We start from the raw sequence: 12,213 nt of genomic DNA, 5'->3' as shown, positions 1-12,213 counted from the left end.
ATTAAATACTGAAGTCACTCTTAAAGATATTCTAATTTCAAAATGATTAATAAAAAGATTAATATAAAAACAAGAGCCCAGCACATAAAGTTCCAGGATAAGTCAATAAAGACAATTTCTATTGAAATAATATAGAAATTGTCTTTTTTATAATTTTTTTTGATTATTTTCAGCTCGTTGAGCTTTTACTTTTATTATATTAAGTGACATTAGCACAAATCCTAGTTCTTTTTTGAATTTATTTATCCCTCGAACGGACATTCGAGTAAAGCCCAAAATAGCCTTCATAAATCCAAAAACACTCCACAACAATTTTTCTTTGACTGTAGATAGTTTTTGGTTCTGAAACCTTTTTATTAGTTTGGGCTTCAAAATATTCCCAATTATAATTCTTCATTATTTTTTTATTTGTTTTTGAATTGAAGTTAATAAATTGGTGTTTCAGAGGACATTCTGAACAATCATCACATTCATATAATTTAAAGTCTCGTTTAAAACCATATTTATCATGACGATAGTCAAATCTTTTAAATCCTAGTCTTTTATTGTTCAGACAAATAAATTCATCGAATTCAGTCTCGGGAATTGTTTCTACAGTATTATTTACATCTCGTGAAATATCATTTGTTGGGATAAGAACTGAAGTTTCCATTGGTAGAGTATGTTGAGTCTTGTTATAATCTTGATACATAAGGCATCTCGTTAATTTAGTTTATTGGTATTTATTAAATTATACGAAAGGGCCTTATTTTTTAGTATTTCAATGAAAAATTACATATAAATACAAAGTATTATAAATAAAGAAGCCAGTAAATGAATTTATAAAAACTCATTTACTGGCTATTTTGCTAGGAATTATGTCTCAACCACTTAACAATTTCAACTCACTGAAAAACTATTTTTTTTCGTTCCCTTTTGGACCTGATTTATATTCATATTTACTAGGATTTACTTTTTTAAAGTCAGGATTTTTGTAGAATCTGAACAAGTCACCATTCAACACACTGTCACTCATTTCAAGATCTTTCTCTACTTGCTTTTTATTTTTATCGAAGTCTTTAGGTTTTTCAGTAAGCAATTCATTATCTTTATTTGAGTAAATTTTACCATTCACATACTTATAATCTTCAGTGATAAAATCACCATTTCTAAATGGTACTACGCTATTGTGTTGTTTAGAGAACATGTCAGAGCCAAACATTAGGTAATTCTTGCTATCAATACCAACAAGATGTAGTAATGTAGGCATAACATCCATTTGCCCAGCATACTCTTTATTTACGCCTCCTGATTTACCTGGAACTTTTAACCAGAAACCAGTGCGGTTTAAATCTGTAAATTTAGCTGGTGTAATCTTCTCACCTAATAATTTTTCCATAGCATTATTATGATTTTCTGAAATACCATAATGGTCTCCATAAATCATAATGACTGAATTATCATATAGACCTTTTTTCTTAAGATCAGTAATATATTCCTCTAAAGCTTGGTCAAGATAGTGTGCCGTTTGTATATAACCGTCTACTGTTGAGTCACCAGTATTAGGTTTATCAATAGAAGCATCCTCTTCATCTAATGTGAAAGGATAGTGGTTAGTTAAAGTAATTAAGTGTGAATAAAACGGCTTTTTCATTTTAGATTGATAATCTGCTGATGCTTTAAAGAATGGTTTATCTTTTAAACCAAGATTAACAATATTGTCGTCAGACATGTCATAGTAAGTGGCATCATAGAAATTGTCAATACCGAAATGTTTATAAACTTGATCTCGATTCCAAAATGTTTTGTAGTCACCATGCATTACATTAGATGTATAACCTTGCTTTTGATCTAGTATAGCAGGTAATGATTGATACGTATTATCTCCTTTCAGTGAATAGGCTGATCCTTGCGGCAAGCCATATAAACTGTTGTCCATTGTAAACTCTGAGTCAGATGTTTTACCTTGTCCTGTTTGATGGAAAAAGTTTGGGAAATACGTAAAATCTTGGTTACCACTAGATAATTTATTTAAAAACGGTGTAACCTCTTTACCATTTACCTTTTTATTGATTAAGAAAGTCTGGAAACTTTCAAGGTGAATTTTAATTATATTTTTCTTTTTCGCTGCACCATAATATTCAGGATTAGGTTCAGTACGTTTCTGCTTAGTGTAATTCAACACTTTAGTTAAGTCGTCTTCAGAAGCTAGTGCTTTTTGCTGATTATTTTCGATTGTTTTTACACCATCATAAACAGTGAAGTTATATGGTCCTAAGTATTTCACAAGATATTTATGATCAAAAGTTCTTGTTAATAATTCGGGACGATCTGTTTCTGCAAACGCTAAATTTAAGAAAAATAATGCTACTGACGTAGCCATCACAACGGGTACAAATTTTTTACTGAATGCTCTATTATCTAACCATTTACGTTTAAATATTAAAATGACAAGATAGATAATAGTATCAATGAAATAGACAAAGTCATACCATTTGAAAGAAGCACTTACTGCACCACCCATTGATTCAACGTTGCCTGCCTGGTTTAGTGTACTAAAAGTTAAGAAATCTGAGAAAAATCTGAAGTACACAACGTTTGCGTAAAGTAGAAACGTAAGTAAAAATCCTCCAATAAAGATGAACCAAAATGCCTTCTTACCTTTAAAAAATAGGAAAACACTTAGTACAAGTGCAATCAAACTATAAGGATTCATAAGCAATATTAAGTTTTGTACTAAACCCTTGACACCTAAAGAAAAGTCAACATAATATGAAAAATATGTCTTCAAAGTAATGGTGAATACCGTTAATAAGAAGAACGTAAAAATTCCTATTTTCTTCTTGGGTAAACTCATGTTTGTTTCCTCCGTTTTTAGTAATGAATCATTTTTACATTAAATGATTCACTTTACCTTCAGTTAATTCAAATTATAACTATCTGCTTAAATTACTTTATATTCATTTGATTAAATCGATTATTTCTATTTATAAATTTAAAAATTTGATATAAATCGTAAATGCGAATACGTCATTGTTTAGACTATGTAGTTGTTAACTTTTTATTAAGATTTTTAAATGTTTGTAATCTTATTGTAATAAAAATACATAGTTCAATTTATAAATATATAGTATTATGTCTTAAATATCAAGTAAAAGCACGCTATACAGGTAAATTGTCAACATAAAAGTGCTATTAAAATTTTAAATAATTGAGTTCTTTTACATATATAATGATTCATTATAAACTCAGTATTTCTTATGTTCATCAGTCTCCAGGACGATTCAATTTAAGTTCCAAATCTGATGTACGTGCACAAGACTACTTCTTTTTTATTTATGGGAAAACAATTCCATAGTTATACGTCACTTTAACATTTCTAATTGCATACGATGTTCAATACCATGGAACAATTGATTTAACCAATTGCTATACTTTATTAAGTTTTTTTCTGCAGTTTCGATATCTATAAATTGAAATTTCAATTTTGAGCCTTGTGGTTTTTGTGCTAATTTTGTTAGATGATAGCTTGCGATTGTACCTATTTGAGGATAACTCCCTAATGTATAATGATCGTTTAATAATACAATCGGTGTGCCATCTCTCTTAACTTGAATGGTTCCTCTTTTTACTGATTGATGAGCCGGCATATCATCATAGTATGCTTTGATTTGGGGTCCATCAAGCACCATACCTACTCTATTTGTTTTACTAGACACACTATATTCAGCCGTTGTAAAACGACGCGTCGCCTCTTTTTTAAAATCTTCCGTTCCCTTATTTCTAATCACATGAAAAACATCTGAAACATAATTAAAAGACAATGCGTAACCATCAATTCCCCAATCAGTTGTACGTTTGTCAGATAAGTTTTCAAATAGCTTAAGATGTCGTTGAGAATAATGGTGTTTTAATTCTATTTCATCACCTTTTTTAAGCTTTCTTCCCTTAAAACCACCAATCTCCACATTAAAATCTGTAGATGCTGAATGAAGCCATTTTTCTAGTTTAAAACCGCCACCAACTGCTAGATAAACGCGTGATGTACGACTGGTTTCATTAAATTTCAATGTCTCACCTTCATTGATGAGATATAATTTATTAGGATAAATTTTCATATGTTCAGTTTCAGCTTTAAAATTACCACCTGTTAAAGCTATTAGTGCCGGCTCAGTGAAGCGAATTGTTGCCATTTTTTGAGTCATTTCAAGTGTTGCTTCATTCTTGTCATTTGCAACCAGACGGTTGGCTATTTCATGTGCTAATTCATCTAGTGCACCACTAGGGATGACACCTTCATGTTCATATCCCTTTCTGCCAAAATCTTGAAAGCTACTAAATAGACCACTATTTTCAATTATGATTGACATGTTTTATAATCTCCTAGTTCTATTTCATTGATATCTTTAGACTCAAATGTGACATTGTCTCCTAGCTTTAATAATGTAAAGTTTTGTTGCTCAGGAAAGAAAAGTTGAACTGGTGTATATCCTATAACTAACCAATCATTATATGTATCAGTAGTCACTATTCCACATTTTTTCCCTTCAATAATAACTGATCCACAAGGGATGAATTTTTTCTTTTTACTTGTGTGGTTCACATGTAATTTTTTATTCATTCCGGTAAGATACGGAAATCCTGGTGAATACCCCATCATTGATACAAAATATTTTTCTTGAGTGTGTAGTTTTACAAAATCCTCTAATTTGAGTTTAAGATGTTTTAACAAATGTTGTAAATCAGGCCCAAATTCTCCGCCATATATAACTGGAATATTAACAGATTGTTGTTTTTGAATATATCTCGCTTGAAGTTGTTGCCGATGATGTCTAATTTCTAATTTTATAGAATCAATTAAAGCTTTCATATATAAAAATGGTGACTGAATATGGTGATGTTTAATCATATCTCTTGCGTCATAGCAAATCATTAGGTCAGATTCTGTAGCTACAATTTCAGTAATAAATGGATATGATTTATCAATTAAATATGCTCTCAATGAAAGTAAATCCTCTGTCAGTCTTTGAGATACATTTTTCTCTATTGAAACAACAATGGCTTGGTCGCCTTGACTATATATTTTCATAATATCACCTCGTCAAAATTAATGATGATAAAACACATTCATCAATTTAATAATATGTGGCATTATAGATTGCATAAGCAAATAAACCAACACAAACGCACAAAATGTAGTTATAGTAGCTATTAACTTAGCAATAAGCACTTGATTGTTTTTAATGGCTTGGTTTGACATCTTTTTACCTAATACAGTAAGAAGTATTAATATAGCTAACCATAATAATGTCATAGGCTACCTCATTATTTTTTATCATTAAAATTCTTTTTCATAAATATATTATACATATACTTTAACACCGACAACCTCTCTTAAGCTATTGATTAAATAGACGTTGATTTGACTCGATTTGATTTTTTCTTTAAATTCTTCGATATAAAAATCTTTTTCTATAACTTCCCCTTGATCAATAAGAGATTGTCTCATACAGCCGGGGAGCATGTCTTCTTTATATGTTGGTGTATACAATTTATCTCTTTCTTGTATCATTACGTTGCCAATGTCAAACTCTAAAATTTTACCTTCTTCATCATAGATCAGTATTAAATCTGTGAAATGATTATGTGTTAAATAATCACGTTCTGTTGTTTTATTAGTTATGATTACTTTATCAATATTCTTTTTTTGTTGAACTAGTCGTGCGGTAAAAAAAGGTTTATCGGGTATCGGAAATAACTCATAGTTGAGTTCCCCTTCTTTGTTTAACGTCACCTTCAAACGATATACGCCTTTTGAATGCAAGGTTTTTATATTATGAATAAACTGCTTCCATAATAGATGATCAAATTGAAATCCTAGATGCTCACTAGAAGTTGAAATACGTTGATAATGGTATTCAAGCCGAGGAATGAATCCCCTATCCAATTTCATTGTTTCAAATAAATGCATATTATAACCGCTCCAAAATTTTAGTTTTATCGTGAAATTCTTGAACTTCATTTTCAGGTATTGAATCAATTGTTATACCAGCACCCACCCCATAAACCGCTTCTTCATGATTATACTCAATTGTCCGTATAGGTATATTAAATATCATCCTTTGGTTTGGAAGTAATAAGCCAATTGTTCCACAGTAAATGGATCTTGGCATGTCTTCCAACTGAGCTATATATTGCATTGTATTTATTTTTGGTGCACCTGTAATAGAACCACAAGGAAAGAGCGCTCGCATCATATCTATTAATTGAATGTCATCTTGTAATTGGCCACAAACTGTACTGGTCATTTGGAAAACTGTGTCATATTTCTCAATCGAAAACAGTTCAGGTACATCTATAGTTCCACTTTGAGCAATTCTTGTAATATCGTTACGTAATAAGTCTACAATCATCACATTCTCTGCCATATCTTTAGAGGAAGTTTTTAAATTATTATAATATAGCTCATCTTCTTTAACATTTTTCCCTCTAGGCATGGTTCCTTTCATCGGCTTGCTAACAATCATATTTGATTTACCTTTATAGTCACCTTTTTGAAAGAAAAGTTCAGGCGATATTGATGCTACTTTTATATCAGGTGTGTCCATTAAAACGGTATAATTACCATTTTGTGACATAGTAAGTTGATGATATAAGTGACTTATAGGACAGAAAATTTCTGCTTTTAAGCGCGTTGTGTAATTCACCTGATACGTTGCCCCTTCGATGATGGCTTTATGAATCGATTTGACCTTGTTAATCATCGCTTTATCACTTTCACAAAAATAAAATCCTTCAGTTTTTATATGATTTTTAGTAGACATTACTTTTTTTATATTTTTTATCGAATTGACCGATTTAAATGAATAAGCTGCAGCAAAAATATGGGATTGTTCCACGATATTGACCACCATTTCCTTATTAAAAAAAGGTGCTGCTTCATAAGTAACATAAAGTGCAACATAACTTCCGTTACGTTGTTCTTGTTCTGCAAAGTGAATGACATCCCCTACTTCATCAAGACGATATGCAATTTTAGAATCTTGAACGTTATCCATTTCTAATTGATAGTCTTCATAGTCCTTTTCATTCTCATAATAGCGATACTTAAATTCAATGTGCATATTTAACCCCTACCTCGGTTAAGAATAAATTTAATTGTTCGTGACCATATTCACTTAGTATTGATTCGGGATGATACTGTAAACCATAAATAGGATACTTACGATGCGCAACAGCCATGATAACATTCTCGTTGTTCAGCGCTGTGACTTTTAATGCGCTAGATATTGTAGAAGGGTCAGCCATAAGTGAATGGTATCGCATTACGTTAAAATACAATGGTAGCCCTTTAAAAATACCCTCATTGCTATGGCTTATCTTGGTAATATGTCCATGAACAGGTTTATCATTATGGATAATGTTTCCTCCAAAGTATTCAATGATTAATTGAAAACCTAAACAGACACCCAAAATGGGAACGTGACGATGAAATATTTCTAATACTGATGATAGTATTGGATAATCACTTGGTTTCCCAGGTCCAGGTGAAATGACAATCGCTCTCGGATTTAATGCATCGAGATGCTGTATCATCAAATCATTTACAGAAATGATTTTCACTTCTTCAGTAGTTTGTACCTTAATATAATCTATTAAGTTATATGTAAAAGAATCTTGATTATCTATCATTAAAATCATATTCATACCTCAATTATCGATAAAGATTGTTAATTATTATAGTTCTTACCCTCTATTATCACAGAACATGACTTGATTTTATATAGCATTTCGTTTATTCTATGTTCCGTACAAAATAATAACAGAGGTTCCTAGCCGAAACCCTCTATAAAAAACTAGACATGAAAATTTCAACAATGAATTTCTTCATATTATAACGTTAAGACTATATATGTCTTTAATATTTCTGTCTATCTTTTTTATAGAGATAGACTTTTTTTATGCAAAATTATCACAATGATGAGGAGTCATATCAATGTCGCAAAATGACTTAAATAAAGAAAAAGCACTTGTCGTATTTAGTGGTGGTCAAGATAGTACGACATGTTTATTTTACGCTAAAAAACATTTTAAAGAAGTTGAACTCGTTACATTTAATTATGGACAACGACATGATACAGAAATTGAAGTTGCAAAAAAAATTGCAAAAGAACAAAATTTAAAACATCATATTTTAGACATGTCATTACTATCTCAACTTACTCCCAATGCACTTACACAACATGAGTTAAAAATTGAAGATAATGATGATGGTATTCCTAATACTTTCGTACCAGCTAGAAATCTATTGTTTTTATCTTTTGCTGGCGCGTTGGCCTATCAAATTCATGCTAAACATATTATTACTGGTGTTTGTGAAACAGATTTTTCAGGTTATCCAGATTGTAGAGATAGCTTTATCAAATCTATGAATGTAACTTTAAGTCTTTCAATGGATAAAGACTTTGTCATTTACACGCCATTAATGTGGTTAGACAAAGCACAGACATGGGCACTGAGCGATAAGCTAGGTGTGTTAGATTATATTCGCCACAACACATTAACATGTTATAACGGTATCATTGGTGATGGCTGTGGTGAATGTCCAGCATGTCACTTAAGAGCTAGAGGTTTAAAACATTATCTTGAACATAAAGGAGAAGAATAAGAAAATGCAACAAATTTATCCAAGTGTCACTCACCCATATCAATTCGAACTTAACAAAGATTTTAACTTTTCTGCTGCACATTATATTCCCTTTGAAGAAGCAGGAAAATGTATTCGTACACATGGTCATACATATTACGTCAACTTAACAATTGTTGGCAATACACTAGATAAATGTGGATTTTTAGTTAATTTTAGAGATTTAAAAAAGCTAGTTCACGAACAATTTGACCATTATTTGCTTAATGACTTGCCTGCTTTTAAGGATAAAAGTCCCTCAACAGAAATTGTCGCACAAACGATTTACCACATTGTTCAAAAAGAGTTAAATCAAAGAGAGAATCAACCGAAATGTGTTCAAGTTTATCTTAGAGAAACACCTTCAAGTTACGTAGTTTATAGACCAAAGGAAGATCAAATGTAAATGGCTAAAATACCCGTTTTAGAAATTTTCGGACCAACAATTCAAGGTGAAGGTCGTGTAATAGGAAGAAAAACAATGTTTGTGCGAACAGCTGGTTGTGATTATAGATGTAGCTGGTGTGATTCTGCATTTACTTGGGACGGTAGTGCTAAAGAAGATATCAAATTAATGACTGCTGAAGAAATTTATGAAGCGTTACTTGAAATAGGTGGTCATCGATTTAATCACGTGACTATATCTGGAGGTAACCCTGCTTTAATCAAAGGTATACAGGAATTAGTAGATTTATTTGAAGAGAAACATATTTATACAGCTTTAGAGACACAAGGTAGTCGTTTCCAATCATGGATGACACAAATTGACGATTTAACGATTAGTCCAAAACCCCCTAGTTCGGGAATGAAAACTAATCTAGAAGTATTAGATTCTGTTATAAATCAATGTACATTTCATTCACTTAATTTGAAAGTGGTGATTTTTGACGATGCAGACTATGATTTTGCAAAATTAATTCATCATCGTTATCCTAACATCCCATTCTATCTACAAGTAGGCAATCCTTATCTTGATGATAACGTTGACCAACATACAGATAAATTACTTGAAAGATATGAGAAATTAGTGGATCGTGTAATGCAAAGTAGTGATATGAATCATGTCTATGTACTACCACAATTACATACATTATTATGGAGTAATAAAAAAGGCGTCTAATATTGAAAATACGTTAAATATTTCTGAGTGTTATGAAATGATTAAGTTAATGTTAATTGGTATAATGAAGAGATGAAGAATTACGAATAGGAGTTCAACATGATTATATATATATTAATTAACATCGCCATCGTCTTGCTAATTCTTGGCATCGATTTATACCGACATCGTTTCAGACAGCTTAAGTTTAGCTCCATATTATTATCTATTTTAATCAATAGCGTGATTGATATTTTTGCGATTAATCAATTCAATTTTATTACGATGTTTACCGTCACACTCTTTATGATATGGACACTTTTACAAATATATTTAAATTTCAAGCTATATCCTTTTGTAATTTCTGACCAAAAGTTTATTGCTATAATACTAGCTATTGTTATAAGCTTATTGCAATTTATTACTGATAAATCGAGCACACAATCGGTGTATATGTCCATCCCATATTTATCACCCACGATATTTATAATAGGTGCGATTTTACTTTTTGTAGGTACTTTCAAAATAGACGAAGTTGAACGTCTTTCACTATTTCGTAAAATTAAAAGACCAATGACAACAGGTACAATTATTATTATCCTATCTCTCATATCAACGATGATTTTAACGCCCTTTTGGTATGTCTTTTTAATCATTTATAGCTTACTCATTGGTTTTATATTATGGCAAGGTGTTTTTTTCATAAAAAATAAAAAATAATTATCGTTGTTACAGTTAAAATAATCCTTTCACATTAAAATACGATACATCATCCAAACTTTACATTGATTTATAAGATAGAGGCTGGGACATAATTCCTAGCAAAATAGCCAGTAAATGAGTTTTTTATAAATTCATTTACTGGCTTCTTTATTTACAATACTTCGTATTGTTGGCTCGCTTTCTTAGGGGACAGCTTCAGCCTTTAGTCTTCAGCTTGTCCTGTTTCCTCAAGAGTCTCGCCAAAATACTTTGTATTTATATGTAATTTTACATTGAAATACTCTAAAAAATAAGGCACTTTCGTATAATTTAATAAACATCACTAAACTAAATTAACGAGGCGCCTTATGTATAAAGATTATAACATGGATCAACTTATTCTACCAATGGAAACTTCAGTTCTTATCCCCACAAATGATATTGTAGAAATTCCCAAGACTGAATTCAGACATCATCGAGGTGCAACATCATATTATCCAAAAATGATGTTAAAAGTAGTTCTATATGTTTACACACAATCTGTATTTTCTGGTATAAAAATTGATGTGGAGCTTTTTTTGGATTTATGAAGCTTATTTTGGGTTCCACTTGTATGTCCGTTCGAAAGAGAACTAGGATTTGTGCTAATGACACTTAATATAATAAAAGTAACAGCTCAACGAGCTGAGAATACTCAAAAAAGTTATAGAAAAGACAATTTCTATATTATTTCAATAGAAATTGTCTTTATTTACTTATCCTAGAACTTTATGTCGCAGCCTCTTTTATTTGTAGACAATATATAAAGTGAAACATCTTTTGAGCTTAGGTCATAAATGATTGGATTAGGCATATTTTTTAGACAGTCTAATACAGAATTGAGAATATCTTTATAGCAATTTCCAATTTAAACACTTGATTCAATAAGAAAATGTCACTGAGAAATTTCACTTGTTATATAAGTTGTGTCGAACTCATATTAGGATAAAGAATTCAAAATGAATACCCTCGTCCTCCAACTGTTAATTCATATTAATTTTCAATATTGACACCTTTTCTTCATTTTATCTCTTTTATTTATTTCATTTTTTATTTATCAAGCCTATTACATTCTAATAAAACTCTTTCATTTTTATAATTATAAATAAAAATCATTTTGATTTAATTCTTTTTTAAATGTAGTTAAGAAACAGTTAATGGTTATGTTCACGTATTCCGATTAAACTATTCTTAAATAAAAACAGAAAAGAGGAATACATTATGAATACAAAATATTTATTAGCAGTCGGAGCAATTGTTACATCACTTACGTTAGGCGCATGTGGAAATTCTAACTCAGAAAGTGATCACGCTAATCACAAAGATAAACAACAAGAAGAAAGTAATGTAAAAACAGACACAACGAAAAAATTATCTGGTAATTTTGAATCTAAAAACGGAGAAAAAGTAGAAGGTAAAGCTAAAATTGAAAATGGCAAACTTATGTTAGAGAATTACAAATCTTCAAAAGGTCCAGACCTGTATGTTTACCTAACTAAAAACGGAGATATTAAATCCGGTAAAAAGATTTCAACAGTAGACTACAATAAATCCAAACAAACTTTTGATTTAAAAAATGTAGATTTAGAAAAATACAATGAAGTAACAATTTATTGCGAAAAAGCACATGTCATTTTTGGTGGCGCTAAATTAAAATAATTTAGCTATTAAATGTAGACGTTTTTAACTATAGAAAGAGAGTGTTAAT

12 protein-coding genes, 2 pseudogenes and 1 riboswitch are annotated in these 12,213 nt (G+C 30.6%); of the genes and pseudogenes, 6 read left to right on the top strand and 8 right to left on the bottom strand.

Annotation, left to right across the window (positions count from 1 at the left end):
• Positions 1 to 20: 20 nt before the first annotated feature.
• The 8 genes and pseudogenes from ACVBFA_RS04115 to ACVBFA_RS04080 all read right to left on the bottom strand — a co-directional run.
• Positions 21 to 571 (bottom strand): annotated as a pseudogene (locus ACVBFA_RS04115) (transposase); the annotation flags it as partial.
• Positions 572 to 895: 324 nt separating this feature from the next.
• Positions 896 to 2,836, bottom strand: a complete 1,941-nt coding sequence (gene ltaS / locus ACVBFA_RS04110) for a polyglycerol-phosphate lipoteichoic acid synthase LtaS (RefSeq protein WP_126122685.1) — start codon at positions 2,834 to 2,836, stop codon at positions 896 to 898.
• A 508-nt stretch (positions 2,837 to 3,344) separates the two neighbouring features.
• Positions 3,345 to 4,349, bottom strand: coding sequence for a 5-oxoprolinase subunit C family protein (locus ACVBFA_RS04105; RefSeq protein WP_126122686.1), 1,005 nt, complete (start codon positions 4,347 to 4,349; stop codon positions 3,345 to 3,347).
• Entirely contained in the window at positions 4,337 to 5,068 is a 732-nt protein-coding gene (locus ACVBFA_RS04100; protein WP_126122687.1) for a 5-oxoprolinase subunit B family protein, read from the bottom strand. The genes ACVBFA_RS04105 and ACVBFA_RS04100 overlap by 13 nt, the downstream gene beginning before the upstream one ends.
• An 18-nt stretch (positions 5,069 to 5,086) precedes the next feature.
• Complete coding sequence (locus ACVBFA_RS04095) at positions 5,087 to 5,293, bottom strand: hypothetical protein (protein ID WP_001830353.1); 207 nt, start codon at positions 5,291 to 5,293, stop codon at positions 5,087 to 5,089.
• A 48-nt stretch (positions 5,294 to 5,341) separates the two neighbouring features.
• Positions 5,342 to 5,950, bottom strand: coding sequence for an aminotransferase class IV (locus tag ACVBFA_RS04090; protein WP_002490714.1), 609 nt, complete (start codon positions 5,948 to 5,950; stop codon positions 5,342 to 5,344).
• Position 5,951: 1 nt separating this feature from the next.
• Complete coding sequence (locus tag ACVBFA_RS04085; RefSeq protein ID WP_002445905.1) at positions 5,952 to 7,103, bottom strand: chorismate-binding protein; 1,152 nt, start codon at positions 7,101 to 7,103, stop codon at positions 5,952 to 5,954.
• A complete protein-coding gene (locus ACVBFA_RS04080) occupies positions 7,093 to 7,680 on the bottom strand; it encodes an anthranilate synthase component II (RefSeq protein WP_002487106.1) in 588 nt (195 codons plus the stop codon). Before ACVBFA_RS04080 ends, ACVBFA_RS04085 begins: the two co-directional genes overlap by 11 nt.
• 118 nt (positions 7,681 to 7,798) lie before the next feature.
• Positions 7,799 to 7,845, top strand: a riboswitch (PreQ1 riboswitch).
• Positions 7,846 to 7,975: 130 nt separating this feature from the next.
• On the opposite strand from ACVBFA_RS04080, the gene queC reads away from it, so the two are divergent.
• The 6 genes and pseudogenes from queC to ACVBFA_RS04050 all read left to right on the top strand — a co-directional run bounded on the left by queC (position 7,976) and on the right by ACVBFA_RS04050 (position 12,164).
• Positions 7,976 to 8,647 (top strand): 7-cyano-7-deazaguanine synthase QueC, encoded by a 672-nt coding sequence (gene queC / locus ACVBFA_RS04075; RefSeq protein ID WP_126122688.1) that lies wholly within the window; start codon positions 7,976 to 7,978, stop codon positions 8,645 to 8,647.
• A gap of 4 nt (positions 8,648 to 8,651) precedes the next feature.
• A complete protein-coding gene (gene queD, locus ACVBFA_RS04070) occupies positions 8,652 to 9,071 on the top strand; it encodes a 6-carboxytetrahydropterin synthase QueD (protein ID WP_126122689.1) in 420 nt (139 codons plus the stop codon).
• Positions 9,072 to 9,785, top strand: a complete 714-nt coding sequence (queE, locus tag ACVBFA_RS04065; RefSeq protein WP_002457623.1) for a 7-carboxy-7-deazaguanine synthase QueE — start codon at positions 9,072 to 9,074, stop codon at positions 9,783 to 9,785. It begins immediately after the preceding gene.
• A 99-nt stretch (positions 9,786 to 9,884) separates the two neighbouring features.
• Positions 9,885 to 10,484: a hypothetical protein gene (locus ACVBFA_RS04060; protein ID WP_002445900.1), complete on the top strand. Its 600-nt coding sequence runs from the start codon at positions 9,885 to 9,887 to the stop codon at positions 10,482 to 10,484.
• 350 nt (positions 10,485 to 10,834) lie between these two features.
• Positions 10,835 to 11,277 (top strand): annotated as a pseudogene (locus ACVBFA_RS04055) (hypothetical protein).
• 449 nt (positions 11,278 to 11,726) lie between these two features.
• Positions 11,727 to 12,164, top strand: coding sequence for a DM13 domain-containing protein (locus tag ACVBFA_RS04050; RefSeq protein ID WP_002475954.1), 438 nt, complete (start codon positions 11,727 to 11,729; stop codon positions 12,162 to 12,164).
• The last annotated feature ends 49 nt before the right edge of the window (positions 12,165 to 12,213 follow it).

The organism is Staphylococcus sp. MSU001 (genome assembly GCF_052976705.1).
The sequence above is the reverse complement of the archived record's forward strand: the minus strand, read 5'-3'. Positions and strand labels throughout refer to the sequence as shown.

Coding starts and splice junctions, on each gene's coding strand:
- ltaS (WP_126122685.1), bottom strand. CDS start 2,836: ATGAGTTTACCCAAGAAGAAAATAGGAATTTTTACGTTCTTCTTATTA.
- ACVBFA_RS04105 (WP_126122686.1), bottom strand. CDS start 4,349: ATGTCAATCATAATTGAAAATAGTGGTCTATTTAGTAGCTTTCAAGAT.
- ACVBFA_RS04100 (WP_126122687.1), bottom strand. CDS start 5,068: ATGAAAATATATAGTCAAGGCGACCAAGCCATTGTTGTTTCAATAGAG.
- ACVBFA_RS04095 (WP_001830353.1), bottom strand. CDS start 5,293: ATGACATTATTATGGTTAGCTATATTAATACTTCTTACTGTATTAGGT.
- ACVBFA_RS04090 (WP_002490714.1), bottom strand. CDS start 5,950: ATGCATTTATTTGAAACAATGAAATTGGATAGGGGATTCATTCCTCGG.
- ACVBFA_RS04085 (WP_002445905.1), bottom strand. CDS start 7,103: ATGCACATTGAATTTAAGTATCGCTATTATGAGAATGAAAAGGACTAT.
- ACVBFA_RS04080 (WP_002487106.1), bottom strand. CDS start 7,680: ATGATTTTAATGATAGATAATCAAGATTCTTTTACATATAACTTAATA.
- queC (WP_126122688.1), top strand. CDS start 7,976: ATGTCGCAAAATGACTTAAATAAAGAAAAAGCACTTGTCGTATTTAGT.
- queD (WP_126122689.1), top strand. CDS start 8,652: ATGCAACAAATTTATCCAAGTGTCACTCACCCATATCAATTCGAACTT.
- queE (WP_002457623.1), top strand. CDS start 9,072: ATGGCTAAAATACCCGTTTTAGAAATTTTCGGACCAACAATTCAAGGT.
- ACVBFA_RS04060 (WP_002445900.1), top strand. CDS start 9,885: ATGATTATATATATATTAATTAACATCGCCATCGTCTTGCTAATTCTT.
- ACVBFA_RS04050 (WP_002475954.1), top strand. CDS start 11,727: ATGAATACAAAATATTTATTAGCAGTCGGAGCAATTGTTACATCACTT.